Raw genomic sequence first — 14,997 nt, forward strand, 5'->3', positions numbered from 1 at the left:
TCGCCTCCTTTGAGCGGTGCGGTTACAGGTGGGCGAGCTTTTCCAGCACGGGGGCGGCGGCACGCAGTTTCGCCCACTCGTCCTCGTCGAGGTCCTCGGCCAGCGAGGCCAGGAACGCGTTCCGCCGGCGACGGCTCTCCTCGAGCATCGCCTCGGCCCGCTCCGTCTGGGTGACGACCTTCTGGCGCCGGTCCTCGGGGTGCGGCTCCAGCCGGACCAGCCCCTTGGCCTCCAGCAGCGCGACGATGCGGGTCATCGACGGCGGCTGCACATGCTCCTTGCGGGCGAGTTCGCCCGGGGTGGCGCTGCCGCAGCGGGCCAGGGTGCCCAGGACCGACATCTCGGTCGGGCTCAGCGACTCGTCGACCCGCTGGTGCTTGAGCCGACGGGACAGCCGCATCACGGCTGATCGCAGGGAGTTCACGGCGGCTGCGTCGTCGCCATGGGTGAGGTCCGGCATGTTCTTTAGCTTAACTCATTACCATGACTAAGGAAACTCGGGACACCCCCGATCGCCCGTGACGCGCACCACGGACACGCCGACTTCACCCGTACGAGTGATACGGCCGCGAAACGTGTCATGTCACCCGGGGGCACCCCCGGGGCCCTCGTGTCCCTGGGGGCCGGCGTGCTCAGCCCGCGCGGGGACGGCGACCTGCTCGAACGCCCGCGACGCCGGGCGGCGAAACGCGGCATGAGCGTCCGGGACCATGTCGTCCGGACGCTCCTGCGCGATGACTTCGACGAGCGGTTCCAGGCCGCCGCCGAGGAGGCGGAACGGTTCTACGGGGTGAGCGGAACGGTTCTACGGGGTGACCGGAGCCGGGGCCCGGCCGCCCCACGGCTCAGGTCAGACCCAGGGCCGGCATCAGGTAGGAGAAGGTGAACACCGCCGCCACGGCGTACATCGCCGCCGGGACCTCCCGGCCCCGGCCCGCGGCCAGGCGCAGCACCGCGAAGGTGATGAAGCCCATGCCGATGCCGTTGGTGATCGAGTAGGTGAACGGCATCATCACCATCGTCACGAAGGCCGGCATGGCGATCGTGTAGTCCGACCAGTCGATCTCCCGGATGTTGCCGGCCAGGATCAGGAAGCCGACCGCCACCAGCGCCGGGGTCGCCGCCTGGGACGGGACCATGGTCGCGACGGGCGTCAGGAACAGGGCGACGGCGAACAGGCCGCCGGTGACGACGTTGGCGAAGCCGGTCCGGGCGCCCTCGCCGACCCCGGCCGTGGACTCCACGAAGCAAGTGGTGGCCGAGGCGGAGCCGGCGCCGCCCGCGGCGACCGCGATGCCGTCGACGAACAGGACCTTGTTGATGCCCGGCATCTGCCCCTGGGCGTCGGTCAGCCTGGCCTCGTCGCTGACGCCCATGATCGTGCCCATCGCGTCGAAGAAGCACGACAGCAGCACCGTGAAGACGAACAGGACGCCGGTCAGCAGCCCGACCTCGGCGAAGCCGCCGAACAGGCTGACCTCGCCGATCAGGCCGAAGTCGGGGGTGGCCAGGGGGTTGCCGGGCCACTCCGGGGTGGTCAGGCCCCAGGACGGGATGTCGGCGAGGGCGTTGACGATCACCGCGACCACCGTCATGGCCACGATCGAGATCAGGATCGCGCCGGGCACCTTGCGCACGATCAGCGCCAGCGTGAGCAGCACGCCGAGGACGAAGACCAGCACCGGCCAGCCGTCGAGGTGACCGGTCGCGCCGAGCTGGAGCGGGACGGTGGTCTGGGCGGCGTCCGGGATGCGGGAGACGAAACCGGCGTCGACCAGGCCGATCAGCAGGATGAACAGACCGATACCGATGGAGATGGCCTTGCGCAGGCCGAACGGCACGGCGTTCATCACCCGCTCGCGCAGGCCGCTGGCGACCAGCAGCATCACCACCAAACCGGCCAGCACCACCATGCCCATGGCGTCCGGCCAGGACATCCGGGGGGCGAGCTGGAGGGCGACCACCGAGTTCACGCCCAGGCCGGCGGCGAGCGCGATCGGCACGTTGCCGACGACGCCCATCAGCAGGGTGGTGAACGCCGCGGTCAGCGCGGTGGCGGTGACCAGCTGCCCGTTGTCGAGCTGGTGGCCGTACATGTCCTTCGCGCTGCCCAGGATGATCGGGTTCAGCACGATGATGTAGGCCATCGCGAAGAAGGTGGCGAGACCGCCGCGGACCTCTCGGGACAGCGTGCTGCCGCGTTCCGAGATCTTGAAGTAGCGGTCGAGGGCGCCGTACGCGGGCGCGCCGCCCGGCTGCTCGGGCGCGGGAGCCTTGGGGGAGGCCGAGGTGGGCATTTGTTCTTTCCTACGAACAGAATCGGTCAAAGGCAAACGGCTTCAGTATGAACATATGAGATAAGAAGTGCTATCTCCGCGCGTAGACCCTGGGGCCGGCCGGCGCGCCCCGCGCCCCGCCGGCCGCCCCGGCCGCCTCGTAAGCTGTGCACATGGCGAAGTGGACCCCCAAGCACGAGGCGCCGGAGCCCCTGGAGGGCCCCGTGGTCGGCACCATCACCGGCGGCACGATCGTCTGGTTCGCCCTCTTCCTGGCCCAGCTGCCCTTCTACGGCTGGTTCGACGAGCACGGCCACACCTGGTGGCTGTGGACCTGCCTGGCCGGCGGCGGTCTGGGCCTGCTGGGCATCTGGTACGTCCGCCGCCGCGACGCCGCCCTGCGCCGCGCCGCGGCCACCCGCGGGCGGACCACGCCGACGCCCTAGCTGGGCCGTGTATCGGAAGTTCTGCCAGATGGCGCGAATATCGACCACACATGGCTGTCAGTGCCCTCAAGTAGGTTCTGTCCCTTCGACCCGACAGATGGGCCGCTAAGCTGAAGGACTCGTCGTAGTGAGCATGTACCTGCACTTTCGCGCCGTGGCTGAGTCCGAGATCCGGGACGACCACACCTGGCTCGCTGCGTTCATGTCTGAGGCCTGGGAAAACGACACTGCCGAGTACGCAGCGGGCATCGCCCACTCGATCAACAAGGGCTGGGACGCTGTCAACGACCTCTATACCGCGGCCAATGCCCTCTACACAGATGCCGACGAGCCCTGGACACTGCCGATCTACGGCGGCCGCCCCGTGCCCCACAGCGCTGGCGCCGACCCTTCCGATCCTCCGCTGATGCTTCTGGAGCCGCCTGGTGTGTCACAGGCCGCGCGTTTCCTTACGACTGTCTCTTTCGACGAGCTGTGGAACGTCGTCGGTGCCAGGTTCAGTGCCCTCGTCTGCGCCAGGCAGGAGTACCTCGAACATCACCGGGACCTCCGAGAGTTCTATGGGCAGGCGGCTTCGGCAGGCCACGCTGTGGTCAAAGTGGTGTGGGCTTGAGAAGTGGCCATGTGCTGGTCACAGCCATTCGTTGATGGCTGCGACCAGCACGGTCGTCTCATAGCGGACCGCGAGTTTGTCGTACCGGGTGGCGACAGCGCGATGCCTCTCGAGGCGGTTGATCCCGCACTCGACCGCGTGGCGCTCGCGGTAATCGATCGGGTCGAAATGCGGAGGCCGGCCGCCGCGGGAGCCGAGCTTCTGGCGGTTGCGTGCCTGGTCGGCCTTGTCCGGGATGGTGCAGCGGATCCCCCGGCGGCGCAGGTAGGCACGGTTCTTCCTGGAGGCGTACGCCTTGTCGGCCCGCACGCGGTCAGGGCGGACGCGTGGTCGGCCCGGCCCGAGGCGGGGCACGCGGACCTCTGCCAACACGGGTTCGAACTGCGGCGAGTCTCCGCGCTGTCCTGCCGTCACCACAATCGACATGGGCTTCTGACCCTGCTCGATGGCCAGGTGCAGCTTGGTGGTGAACCCGCCGCGCGAGCGTCCCAGCCCGTGATCACCAGGCTCGGTGAAGATGCCGCCCGGTGGTTCTTTCCGCAGGTCACCTTGCTTGCGGGCCCCGGCCGCATGCTGGTGGGCGCGGCACACCGTGGAGTCGATGCTCAGGTCCCACGTGATCGCACCCTTCGCGTCGGCCAGGGACTGAAGCCGGGTGAGGATGCGGTGCCAGGTGCCGTTCCGTTGCCATCGGCGGAACAGGTCGTAGACCCGGCCCCACGGCCCGTACTCAACGGGCACGTCCCGCCACGGGACACCGTACGGACCCGGAACCGTATGCCGTCGATCAGCTGCCGCCGAGACCAGACGGGCGGCCGCCCCGCCTTGGCACCCTTCGGCAACAACGGCTCCAGCACCGCCCACTGCTCGTCCGTGAGATCTCCCCGCCCCATGCACCGTGATCATTCATCGCTCGTGATCCACTTTCGACACACGCTCCAGTGCCGCGGCAGGCACCAGGGAACGTCTCACCGCCCCGTGCGCCCGAGGTCCTACCGCCGTCCTCCCGTGGTCGGATCTTCATCCCGCTCGGGGGGTGAAGGCCTCCTTCCGCACGTACCGTCGAAGGCATGACGCACCCCGACGCGGGCGCCGGTCTCGATCCCGCGCACTCCTCGCGCGCGCCCGCCGCCACGACCGGGCTCACCGCCGCCGAGGTCGCCGAGCGGGTGACGCGCGGGCAGGTCAACGACGTGCCGGTGCGCAGCAGCCGGTCGATGGCCGACATCGTCCGCGCCAACGTCTTCACCCGGTTCAACGCGATCATCGGCGTGCTCTGGGTGATCATGCTGGCCGTCGCGCCGATCCAGGACAGCCTCTTCGGCTTCGTCATCCTCGCCAACACCGGCATCGGCATCCTCCAGGAGTGGCGGGCCAAGAAGACGCTGGACTCCCTGGCCCTGATCGGCGAGGTGCGCCCGACCGTGCGGCGCGACGGGGTGGCCGCCGAGGTGGGCACGGGCCAGATCGTGCTGGACGACCTGATCGAGATCGGGCCGGGCGACAAGGTCGTCGTCGACGGGGTGTGCGCCGAGGCCGACGGGCTGGAGATCGACGAGTCCCTGCTCACCGGTGAGGCCGACCCGGTCGTCAAGCGGCCGGGGGACCAGGTCATGTCCGGCAGCTTCGTGGTCGCCGGGGCCGGGGCGTTCCAGGCCACCAAGGTCGGGCGGGAGGCGTACGCCGCGCAGCTCGCCGAGGAGGCGTCCCGGTTCACGCTGGTCCACTCCGAGCTGCGCTCGGGCATCTCCACGATCCTCAAGTACGTGACGTGGATGATGATCCCGACCGCGGTCGGCCTGATCATCAGCCAGCTGGTGGTGCAGCGTACCGACTTCCGGGACTCCGTCGCCCGCACGGTCGGCGGCATCGTCCCCATGGTCCCCGAGGGCCTGGTGCTGCTCACCTCCGTCGCCTTCGCGATCGGCGTCATCCGCCTCGGCCGCAAGCAGTGCCTGGTCCAGGAGCTGCCCGCGATCGAGGGCCTGGCCCGCGTCGACACCGTCTGCCTCGACAAGACCGGCACCCTCACCGAGGGCGGCATGGACGTCACCGAGCTGCGCACGCTGGACGGCCACGACGAGGCGTACGTACGGCAGGTGCTGGGCGCCCTCGGCGAGTCCGACCCGCGCCCGAACTCCTCCCTCCGGGCGATCATCGACGCCTGCCCCGACAGCGACGACTGGCGGTGCGTCGAGGCGCTGCCGTTCTCCTCCGCCCGCAAGTACAGCGGCGCGTCCTTCAGCGAGGGCAACGGCGAGTCCAGTACCTGGCTCCTGGGCGCGCCCGACGTGCTGCTGCGCGAGGACGACCCGGCCCTCGCCGACACCGGCCGGCTCAACGAGCGGGGCCTGCGGGTGCTGCTGCTGGCCCGTGCCGCGGGCGACCTGGACTCCCCCGAGATCACTCGCGACGCCAAGCCGGCCGCCCTGGTCGTGCTGGAACAGCGGCTGCGCCCCGACGCCGCCGACACCCTGCGCTACTTCGCCGACCAGGGTGTCGCCGCCAAGGTCATCTCCGGCGACAACGCCGTGTCGGTCGGCGCGGTCGCGGGCAAGCTGGGGCTGGCCGGTACGACGGTCGACGCGCGCCGGCTGCCCGCCGACCGGGACGGGATGGCGCGCGCCCTGGACGAGGGCACCGTGTTCGGGCGGGTCACCCCGCAGCAGAAGCGGGACATGGTCGGGGCGCTCCAGTCCCACGGGCACACGGTCGCGATGACCGGCGACGGCGTGAACGACGTGCTCGCCCTGAAGGACGCCGACATCGGCGTCGCGATGGGCTCGGGCTCGGAGGCGACGCGGGCGGTGGCGCAGATCGTGCTGCTGAACAACAGCTTCGCCACGCTGCCGTCGGTGGTGGCGGAGGGCCGCCGGGTGATCGGCAACATCACGCGGGTGGCGACCCTGTTCCTGGTCAAGACGGTGTACTCGGTGCTGCTGGCGATCCTGGTGGTGTGCTCGCAGGTGGAGTACCCGTTCCTGCCGCGCCATCTGACGCTGCTGTCCACGCTGACGATCGGCGTCCCCGCCTTCTTCCTCGCCCTGGCCCCGAACAAGGAGCGGGCGCGGCCGAACTTCGTGCGGCGGGTGATGCGGTACTCGGTCCCCGGCGGGGTGCTGGCCGCGCTGGCGACGTTCGCGACGTACCTGGTCGCCCGGCAGTACTACACCGGGCCCGGGGCGCTGGCCGCGGAGACGAGCGCCGCGACGCTGACGCTGTTCCTGATCGCCATGTGGGTGCTCGCGATCGTCGCCCGCCCCTACACGTGGTGGCGGGTGGCGCTGGTGGCGGCGATGGCCGCGCTGTTCGTGGTCGTGCTGGCGGTCCCCCGGCTCCAGGACTTCTTCGCGCTGCGGCTGGTGGGGATGACGGTGCCGTGGATCGCGGTGGGGATCGCGGCCGGGGCGGCGGTCGTCCTGGAAGTGCTGTGGAAGTGGGTCGACCGCCGCGTGCCCGCGTAGCGCCGGGGCCGGGGCCGGGGGCTGTCCCGTCGGCCTGCCCGCGTAACGCCGGGACCAGGGCCCAGAGGCTGCCCCGTCGGCCTGCCCGCGTAACGCCAGGGCCAGGGGCCCAGAGGCTGCCCCGTCGGCCTGCCCGCCTAACGCCAGGGCCAGGGCCCAGAGGCTGCCCCGTCGGCCTGCCCGCGTAACGCCAGGGCCAGGGGCCCAGAGGCTGCCCCGTCGGCCTGCCCGCCTAACGCCAGGGCCAGGGCCCAGAGGCTGCCCCGTCGCTCGGGCCGGATCAGCCGCGAGCCCGGCGTGATCGGCGGGACACCCCTCAGGGTCGCCCGGGCGGGGCGACTCGGGCGGCACGTGGAGGGAAGCGGCCCCGGGGGCGGTGCCCCGGGGCCGGTGCGCGCCGTGCCTATCGCACGTCGACGAAGTCGCCCGTGGCGTTGACCGCCGCGTGGCTGGAGTTGCCCTTGAAGACGTACCGGTAGTAGCCGTCGACCGACGCCTGGACCGTCGTCTTGAGATCACCCTTGGTGTTGGTCCTGACGGTCTTCACGTCGGAGTACGCGGTCGCGCTCCTCTTGCGGAACTGGAGGGTGACCGACTGGCCGGCGTAGGCGCCGTAGGTAAGGGTCTCCCAGTTGGCGCGGGTCAGCTTGCCGGTCACGGTGAGGGTCGCGCCCTTCTTCACCGGCTCCGGCGCGGCGTTGGCCGTCAGCCTCGTGGCGCGCTGGAAGTGGAAGGACCCGGCCTTCTCCTTCCACAGGAAGTCCCCGTCCTCGGCGTCGATCCACGCGCCGACGTACCAGGTTCCGGCGTTGCTGTTCCAGTAGGCGTCGGTCCTCGGGTCCACCGTCACCGAGGCGGTGCAGGTCGAGGTGGTGGCGTTGACCGCCTTGCAGGCCGGCCTGCTGGTCGACTCGTACCCGTAGCCGGGGCCCACCAGGTCGAACGAGTCGGCGCCGGCGATACCCGAGTCGTCCGTCGCCGTCACGCTGACCGTGATGGTCCTCGCCCCGGAGGTCGACATCGACACTTTGTTGTCGCCGTCGACCACCACCTTGGTGATCTTCGTGTCGCCGTACCCGCCGTCCAGCGGGCCGACCGGAGCGGCCTGCGCGGCCGGCGCGACGGCGGCGGACAGGGCCAGGGCGCCGGAGACGGCGGCCACGGTGGCTCGTATACGCACTGCGTCCCCCATGAGGAGAGGGACCTCGCCGCCGCGCGCACCGTGCGGTGCGTGAGCGCGGCGAGGCCCGGATGATCGTGGAGTCTGTTGACTCACGTGATCAGACGTGGAGTGATCGTCAAAGGTTGTACGACCGGTGAGAGTTGTGTGCGGAGATCTTCACAACACGGCCGCACGCTCCGGGCCCGCTGCCGCGCCGCCCCGGCCGCGCCGCCCGCCTCAGTCGAACCAGCGGTCCCGCGCCAGCTCCTCCGTGCGCGACGGGTCCTCCAGCAGCGCCGCCACCTCGAACCGCCGCGGCCACTGTCCCGCCGCCCAGGCCAGCCCGGCCGCGACGCCCTCCAGGGTCGCGGCGTGCAGCACACCGTCGCCGGTCAGCCGCCAGTCGATCTCCACACCGTCGACCACCAGTTCCTCGTGCTCGACGTAGGCCCGCGGCGTCCGCGCCCCCAGCAGCACCCGTACCGGCTCCGGTACGCCGTGCTCGGTGCCCTCGGAGTCGACCCGGCCGGTGACGGACTCGCTCAGCCGCCGCACCTGGAACAGATCCGCCAGGTCGGCCGCGCGCGCCGGCGCCACCGGCAGCAGCGGCACGCCCCCGGTGAAGGGCAGCAGGTCGGGCGAGTCGACGACCACCGCCTCGGCCGCGTCCACCACCTCGACCCGCCCGTCGACCACGGCCCGCAGCTCCTCCGGCAGGGTCACCTGCTCGGGATCCAGCCCGGCCAGCGCGCCGTACAGGGCGTGCAGTTGGGCCCCGGTGACCGGCCGCCCGGGGTCGGCGAGCCGGTCCAGCAGCTCGGCGGCGCCGCCCGGCTCGTCCAGCAGGGCGGCCACCGAGGTGCGCACGCCCAGCGCCCGCAGCACCTGCTCGTCGTGGAAACCGGTGGCGTCGGCCTCGTCGTACAGGCCGTGCAGCAGCGGGTCCCCGCCGGCCGCCAGCAGCCCGGCCGGCCGGCGCCCGTCCAGCACCGGGTGCCCGCGCAGCCACCACGCGGTGTACGGCCGTACGACCTCGTGGGTGCCGTCGGGCAGCAGGACGCGCACCGGCTGGGTGAGCGCGTCCCGCAGCGGCGGCCGGGCGAGCAGGGCCAGGGCCTGCGGCCACTTGTCGTCGTCCACCAGGTCCAGGTCCCGTACGGCGACCAGCTCCGTGGCGACCGGCGGGACCGGCGCGTCGGGGAAGCGGTCGAGGACGTCCTCGCACCACACGTCCACCGCGTCCAGCAGGCCGGGGTCGTCGGGCTCGGCGAAGTCGCCGTCGCGTGGCTCCAGTTCGTCGGGGTCGAGGACGACGTCCGTGGCGCGCACCAGGGCGAAGGTGACCAGCACCCCGCAGGCGGCCAGCGGCCGCTCACCGAAGCGTTCGGCCAGGTCGGCGTCCACCGCGGCCAGTTCGTCCTCGCGCATGACCTGGGCGAAGGGGCTGCCGGGGAAGACCAGCTCACCGGCGGGGGCCAGCTCCCCCTCCTCGTCCGGGAGGGCGAGGGCGCCGAGCCACGGCTCGTCACCGGGCTCCAGGTCGGCGTCCCGGACCAGGGACAGGACAGTGTCCGCCAGCTCGTCGGCGTCCAGGGCGTCCTCCTCCCAGGACAGCCCGCCCTCGTCCTCCAGGGAGCCGGCGACGGCGGCGCGCACCTGAGGGGTGGTCAGCACCGCGCGGGGCGTCGCGGGCAGCGCGCCCAGCTTCTCCAGCAGCGGGTGCACGGCGTCCGGGTGGGCGACCTTCAGACCGAGCCGGGCGAGGACCTCGGGGGCGACCCGGGCGGCGTCGGGGGCGGGCAGCAGGACCTGCCGGGGCCCGATGGTGGTCCGGGTGGTGCCGGCGAGCGGCACGGGCAGGCCGGTGAGCCGGTCCGGGTCGACGCCGGCGAGGCTGTCGTACAGCCGCCGCCACCAGCCGGGCTCCTTCTCCAGCCCGGCCAGCCGGTCGACGGCGTCGGACAGCCGCACCCGGGCGACGCCCAGCGTGCGCAGCTCCGCCCGGCGTTCCAGCCCGGCGGGCAGCAGGGTGGGCAGCACCTCGGCGAGCACGCGCACGGTCTCGGCGCCGGCCCCCTCGACCACCTCGGCGTCCCGCGGCCGGAGCGACTCGGGCAGCTCCTCGTCGTCGCCCGGGTGGGCCGGGGGCAGGAAGGCGGTGCGCGGCAGCCGCCGCAGGATCGCCTCCCGCAGCGCCCCGTCCAGCTCGCCCTTGCCCAGCGGCCCGGGCACGAGGCCGATGATCCCCTCGGTCACCGGCCGCCACTCGGCGAGCAGTCCGGCGTAGGCGTCGGCGGTCTTCTCGACCAGGAAGCCGGTCAGCGGGCCGGGCGCGACGTGCCGCCGGGTGGCGTCCAGCGGGAAGGACGCGATGAGCAGGGCGGGCACGCCCAGGGGCTCGTCGCTGGGGGTGGGTGCGTGCACGACGGGGCTGGTGCGCGGGCGGACGGGGGTGCCGTCATCGGCCACGGGCACGGCCCAGGTGACCGACCAGTACGGGCGCAGCCGCTCCTCGACCGGCCGGTCGGCGAGCAGCTCGGGCGGGAGCGCGCCGTGCGCGGCGGCGGTCCGCCACCGGGTGGCGCCGTCCCGCGAGTCGTCCACGACGGTCAGCGCGCCCTCGGCCCGCCGGCGCAGGGTGCGGGGCGCGTCGGCGCCGGTCTCGACGACGACCTCCTCCAGTCCCGGCAGGGTGAGCAGCAGCGCGTCGTCCACGGCGTGCAGCAGGCGCTCGGCGAGGTCGGCGGCGGCCGCGTCGCGCAGCGGGAGGATGACGACGGTGTCGTACGGGCCGGGCGCGGTGCCCTCGGCGGCGAACGGCAGCCGCAGCAGCGGGACGTGCCCGTCCCGGCGGCGGATCTCGTCACCCAGGCCGGGGCTGTGCCGGGCGGTCCCGGCGGCCAGGTCGCGGGCCTCGGCCAGGGACCAGCGGATCCCGCCGTGCCGGCCGACCACGGCGGGCTCGTCGGTGACGGACAGCACGGCCGCGAAGCCGACGCCGAACCGGCCGACCGAGGCGGTGTCCCGCTTGGCGGAGGCCCGCAGGGTGGACAGCGACTCGACGCCGGCCGCGTCCAGCGGGGCACCGGTGTTGGCGGCGACCAGGACGTCGTCGCGGAGGGTGAGCCGCAGCCGGCCGGGCACGCCGGCGCGGGCGGCGGCGTCGGCGGCGTTCTGGGCCAGCTCGACCACGAGCCGGTCCCGGTAGCCGCCGAGGACGAGGTCCTCCTCGGCGTTGGCGTCCTCCCGGAACCGGGCCGGGCTGGTGGCCCACGCGTCCAGCACGCCACGCCGCAGCCGGGCGGTCCCGAACGGATCGGCCCCCTCGGCCGCCGGCCGCACGAACTTGCTCACGTTCACTCTCCTCATCGCCGTGAGGAGAAGGTATCGCGGAGGACGGGACGACGATGACGTCACCGTCGATGCCGGGCCAGGGGCCGGGCGGCGCGGTCCGCGAGGCGCGGTGCCCCCGCGGCGGCTCGCCGGCCGGACCGGGGACCGGCGTCCGGCACGGACCCCCAGTCGCGCGCCGGGCGGACGAGAGGACCGGCGCGACAGGGGCCCACCCGCCCGAACGAGACCAGAAGCGGGAAAACCAGCGGGTGACGACCGCGCCGCCAGGCGCGGTACCGGACGCCCCGGGCACGGCCCGACCGGCGGGACACCCCCCGGCGGCGTGCGCGCCTACGAGTGCCCCAGCTCGGCGGCCGACTCGTCGGAGACGTCCGGCACGGACCCCGAGTCGCGCGCCGGGCGCAGCGGGAACGGGTCCACCCGCGTCTCGTCGATCACCGGCGGAGCCGGCTGCGGCGGCTTCGGCATGACCGCGGCCTCGGAGTGCCCGCCGCACCCGTACGCCAGCGACACCACCCGGCCGTCGGCCGGCGAGAACTCGTTGGCGCAGACGCCGAAGGCCTGCCCCAGCGAACCGCCCATCGGCACCAGGAAGCCGCACGACACGCACGCCGCGGGCGCCGCCTGCGCCATCGGCGTCTTCGCCCCGAACGCCTCCTCCCAGCGGTCGGCGGCCACGTGCAGCCCGTACCGGGACAGCACCCGGGCGCGCCGCAGGCCCAGCTCCTCCGCGACAGCCGCGATGGAGCCGCGGTGCGGCGCGGTCGGCAGCGCGGCCGGCGGACCGGCGGTGACCTCGGCGTCCTCGGCCTCGGCCAGTTCCGCCAGGTCCGCGGAGACCGCGGAGTGCGGCGGCGGCTCCTCCTCGCCGGACCAGCCCGGCTCCAGCCGCAGGTCCTCCGCGTCGGTGGGCAGCAGGTCGCCCGGCCCCATGTCGCCGGGGCGCAGCCGCTCGCTCCACGGCACCCACTCCGGCGCCAGCAGCGCGTCCGGGCCGGGCAGCAGCACGACCTCGTCCAGCGTCACGACCTTCGCCCGCGAGGCCCGCGCCACGGTCGCGGCCCAGCGCCAGCCGCGGTACCCGAGCTCCGTGCACTCGAAGAAGTGCGTGACAACGCGGTCGCCCTCGGAGACGAGGCCCACGTGCTCCCCGACGACCCCGGGCGCGGCGGCCTCCTCGGCCGCGGCACGGGCTAGGTCGACGGCCTCGGCGCACAGGCGGTCGGGGGTGCGGCTTCGCGTTGTCGCTGCGCTCACAGGTATCGCTTCTCTCCTACGCCGTCTCTCAGTGCGCCTGCCTGAAGGCGACGGGCCGGACGGAGCGGACCTGGGGACCGCGTCGACGTCCGCGCCCTGTCGCGCTCGGGCGCACCTGTGTCATCCATTCTGCGGGATGGCCGAGAGGCGCGCGGCCGAGAACGTTCGCCATGGCGCGCTACGCACGCTACCCCTTCACCGCCGCTGGGCCTACACCGACGGACCATGATCGCGCTAAGTGCGCGTCCATACGCGCCGGAACCGCACTACCGACGCCCATCTCGGGGCACTATGAACGTCGTGGCCATCGCAAGGTCGTCCCAGCGCACTTCCCTGACGGAAGGGGCCAAGGGGACCAACCGACGCGGCGGAGCGGGCCGGACCGGCGGCCGGCTCCGCTCGGTCGCCCGCGCCCTGCACTTCCCGGTGACCGGCCCCGCGCGCGGCATCCGCAAGGCCACGCACGCGCACGGCGCCGGCGAGTCCGGCCTCGGCAAGCTGATCGAACTGCACGCCGTGAACGGCGCCGGCGACGTGATGATCACCATCGCCCTCGCCTCCACCGTCTTCTTCGCCGTCCCCACCGACGAGGCCCGCGGCCGCGTCGCGCTGTACCTGGCGATCACGATGGCGCCGTTCACCCTGCTCGCGCCGGTGATCGGCCCCCTGCTCGACCGCCTCCCGCACGGCCGCCGCGCGGCGATGGCGGGCGCGATGCTGGCCCGGGCGCTGCTCGCGCTGGTGCTGTCCGGCGCGGTGATCACCGGCGGCATCGGGATGTACCCGGCGGCGCTCGGCGTGCTGGTCGCCTCCAAGGCGTACGGCGTGGTCCGCAGCGCGGTCGTGCCCCGTCTGCTGCCGCCCCGCTTCTCCCTGGTGAAGGCCAACTCGCGGGTCACCCTCGGCGGCCTGCTCGCCACCGGCGTGGCCGCGCCGATCGGCGCGGGGCTCCAGTCGCTCGGCCCGCGCTGGCCGCTGTACGGGGCCTTCCTGATCTTCGTCGCGGGGACGTTCCTCTCCTTCTCGCTGCCGCACAAGGTCGACTCGGCCAAGGGCGAGGACACCGCGCTGCTCGCGGCGGACGCGGCGCACCTGCACGGCCCGCACCGCACCCCGGTCAAGCGGCCCGGCCTGCGCACGGTCGGCACCGCCGTCACCCACGCCCTGGGCGTGAACGCGGCGATCCGCTGCCTGGCCGGATTCCTGATCTTCTTCCTGGCGTTCCTGCTCCGCGAGCACCCGCTGGCCGGCCAGAGCGCGGCGGTGTCGCTGGGCATGGTGGCGGTCGCGGCCGGGGTGGGCAACGCGCTGGGCACGGCGGTCGGGGCGTGGCTGAAGGCGCGGGCGCCGGAGCTGATCATCGTGACCGTCGTCGCGGTCGAGCTGGCGGTCGCGGTCACGGCGGCGCTGTTCTTCAGCGCGGTCCTGGTGGCGTGCCTCGCGGCGGTCGCCGGGTTCGCGCAGGCGCTGGCCAAGCTGTCGCTGGACGCGCTGATCCAGCGGGACGTACCCGAACTGGTGCGCACCTCGGCGTTCGCCCGCTCGGAGACGCTGCTGCAGATGTCCTGGGTGCTCGGCGGCACGATCGGCATCGCCCTGCCGCTGAACGGCGCCCTGGGCATGGCGGTGGCCGCCGCCGTGCTGGCCGCCGGCTGGCTGACCACCGTGCGCGGCCTGCTCGGCTCGGCCCGCCAGGGCGGCCGCACCCGCCCGCGAGTGGCCTAGGGGTGTGTCGAAAGTCCCGCACAGCGCCCACGGCGCCCGGCACGCCCTCTCGCCGCACCGGCCGAAGGCCCAAGTAGGTCCCGTACGAGGGCTTTCGTCCGGCACACCGAGAGCACGCACCGGACACCGCGGGCACCGCACAGGACTCTCGACACACCCCCTGACCCGGCCACACCCCGCACCCCGCGTGGGGAGGGGACTGGACGTGCCCGATAGCCTTCGACCATGACCACGCATTCCGCTGTGCGACGCCGCCGCGCCGTCGCCGCCGCCGGCGCCGTATCCGCCGGACTGCTCGTCCTGTCGGCCTGCGACAAGCCGACGCCGATGGCGACCCTCACCGTCGGTTCCAGCTCGGTCAGCTCCGAGGCGACCTGCTACAACGCGGGCGCAGCCGTCAAGACCAACGAGCTGGCCGGGTGTCTGAAGGACACCGGCGTCGAGACCATCTCGGTCGATCCCGACGAAACCGTCCGTATCGGTGTGGACCCGGAGATCGCCGACAAGGGCTGGACGATCCTGATGAACGGCCAGCCGCTCACCGACTCCAGCACCAAGACCTACCGCACCATCCCGGGCAGCGTCTTCTTCAACGCCCAGTACGGCGCGCAGGGCGACTCCACGCTGGTCTCCGTCCAGGAGGGCGAGCAGGACGTCACCGGCGTGTGGTCCTTCACCCTGAAGAAGGACGCCTGACCAC

The 14,997-nt window shown here is 73.1% G+C and carries 11 protein-coding genes and 1 pseudogene; 6 read left to right on the forward strand and 6 right to left on the reverse strand.

Annotation, left to right across the window (positions count from 1 at the left end; genetic code table 11):
• Positions 1 to 22: 22 nt before the first annotated feature.
• Entirely contained in the window at positions 23 to 460 is a 438-nt protein-coding gene (locus ACFF45_RS05445; RefSeq protein WP_381342605.1) for a MarR family winged helix-turn-helix transcriptional regulator, read from the reverse strand.
• Positions 461 to 580: 120 nt separating this feature from the next.
• Between ACFF45_RS05445 and ACFF45_RS05450 the strand changes: the two are divergent.
• A pseudogene (locus ACFF45_RS05450) lies at positions 581 to 796 on the forward strand (ribbon-helix-helix protein, CopG family); the annotation flags it as partial.
• A gap of 49 nt (positions 797 to 845) precedes the next feature.
• On the opposite strand, the gene ACFF45_RS05455 reads toward ACFF45_RS05450, so the two are convergent.
• Positions 846 to 2,297 (reverse strand): NCS2 family permease, encoded by a 1,452-nt coding sequence (locus ACFF45_RS05455; protein WP_381342607.1) that lies wholly within the window; start codon positions 2,295 to 2,297, stop codon positions 846 to 848.
• A 152-nt stretch (positions 2,298 to 2,449) separates the two neighbouring features.
• Here ACFF45_RS05455 and ACFF45_RS05460 point away from each other — a divergent pair, with 152 nt between their 5' ends.
• Together ACFF45_RS05460 and ACFF45_RS05465 are read left to right on the forward strand one after the other, a co-directional pair.
• Entirely contained in the window at positions 2,450 to 2,722 is a 273-nt protein-coding gene (locus ACFF45_RS05460; protein WP_381342610.1) for a DUF2530 domain-containing protein, read from the forward strand.
• A gap of 133 nt (positions 2,723 to 2,855) precedes the next feature.
• Positions 2,856 to 3,335 carry a DUF1877 family protein gene (locus ACFF45_RS05465; RefSeq protein ID WP_381342836.1) on the forward strand — a complete coding sequence of 160 codons (480 nt, stop codon included), beginning with the start codon at positions 2,856 to 2,858 and terminating at the stop codon, positions 3,333 to 3,335.
• An 18-nt stretch (positions 3,336 to 3,353) separates the two neighbouring features.
• Here ACFF45_RS05465 and ACFF45_RS05470 read toward each other — a convergent pair.
• A protein-coding gene (locus ACFF45_RS05470) for an IS5 family transposase (RefSeq protein WP_381342613.1) occupies positions 3,354 to 4,228 on the reverse strand; the annotation gives its coding sequence in 2 pieces (ribosomal slippage) (positions 3,354 to 4,096 and positions 4,096 to 4,228; 876 coding nt in all).
• A 177-nt stretch (positions 4,229 to 4,405) separates the two neighbouring features.
• Between ACFF45_RS05470 and ACFF45_RS05475 the strand changes: the two genes are divergently transcribed.
• Positions 4,406 to 6,799: an HAD-IC family P-type ATPase gene (locus ACFF45_RS05475; RefSeq protein WP_381342616.1), complete on the forward strand. Its 2,394-nt coding sequence runs from the start codon at positions 4,406 to 4,408 to the stop codon at positions 6,797 to 6,799.
• Positions 6,800 to 7,202: 403 nt separating this feature from the next.
• Here ACFF45_RS05475 and ACFF45_RS05480 read toward each other — a convergent pair whose 3' ends face one another.
• The 3 genes from ACFF45_RS05480 to ACFF45_RS05490 all read right to left on the reverse strand — a co-directional run bounded on the left by ACFF45_RS05480 (position 7,203) and on the right by ACFF45_RS05490 (position 12,572).
• On the reverse strand, positions 7,203 to 7,979 hold the full coding sequence (locus ACFF45_RS05480) for a calcium-binding protein (RefSeq protein WP_381342619.1): 777 nt from the start codon (positions 7,977 to 7,979) through the stop codon (positions 7,203 to 7,205).
• 219 nt (positions 7,980 to 8,198) lie between these two features.
• Positions 8,199 to 11,315 carry a sacsin N-terminal ATP-binding-like domain-containing protein gene (locus ACFF45_RS05485; protein WP_381342622.1) on the reverse strand — a complete coding sequence of 1,039 codons (3,117 nt, stop codon included), beginning with the start codon at positions 11,313 to 11,315 and terminating at the stop codon, positions 8,199 to 8,201.
• A 330-nt stretch (positions 11,316 to 11,645) separates the two neighbouring features.
• Positions 11,646 to 12,572 (reverse strand): DUF3027 domain-containing protein, encoded by a 927-nt coding sequence (locus ACFF45_RS05490; protein WP_381342625.1) that lies wholly within the window; start codon positions 12,570 to 12,572, stop codon positions 11,646 to 11,648.
• Between the two features lie 300 nt (positions 12,573 to 12,872).
• On the opposite strand from ACFF45_RS05490, the gene ACFF45_RS05495 reads away from it, so the two are divergent.
• On the forward strand, positions 12,873 to 14,297 hold the full coding sequence (locus ACFF45_RS05495) for an MFS transporter (RefSeq protein ID WP_381342628.1): 1,425 nt from the start codon (positions 12,873 to 12,875) through the stop codon (positions 14,295 to 14,297).
• A gap of 225 nt (positions 14,298 to 14,522) precedes the next feature.
• Positions 14,523 to 14,993 (forward strand): DUF2771 domain-containing protein, encoded by a 471-nt coding sequence (locus ACFF45_RS05500; RefSeq protein ID WP_381342631.1) that lies wholly within the window; start codon positions 14,523 to 14,525, stop codon positions 14,991 to 14,993.
• Positions 14,994 to 14,997 lie beyond the last annotated feature (4 nt).

The sequence above is a fragment of the Streptomyces cinereospinus genome, assembly GCF_042430725.1.
Lineage (GTDB): Bacteria > Actinomycetota > Actinomycetes > Streptomycetales > Streptomycetaceae > Streptomyces > Streptomyces cinereospinus.

Bases quoted from the DNA above. Each gene is read 5' to 3' on its own strand.
- ACFF45_RS05455 (WP_381342607.1), bottom strand. From the start codon at position 2,297: ATGCCCACCTCGGCCTCCCCCAAGGCTCCCGCGCCCGAGCAGCCGGGC.
- ACFF45_RS05500 (WP_381342631.1), top strand. From the start codon at position 14,523: ATGACCACGCATTCCGCTGTGCGACGCCGCCGCGCCGTCGCCGCCGCC.
- ACFF45_RS05475 (WP_381342616.1), top strand. From the start codon at position 4,406: ATGACGCACCCCGACGCGGGCGCCGGTCTCGATCCCGCGCACTCCTCG.
- ACFF45_RS05445 (WP_381342605.1), bottom strand. From the start codon at position 460: ATGCCGGACCTCACCCATGGCGACGACGCAGCCGCCGTGAACTCCCTG.
- ACFF45_RS05465 (WP_381342836.1), top strand. From the start codon at position 2,856: ATGTACCTGCACTTTCGCGCCGTGGCTGAGTCCGAGATCCGGGACGAC.
- ACFF45_RS05460 (WP_381342610.1), top strand. From the start codon at position 2,450: ATGGCGAAGTGGACCCCCAAGCACGAGGCGCCGGAGCCCCTGGAGGGC.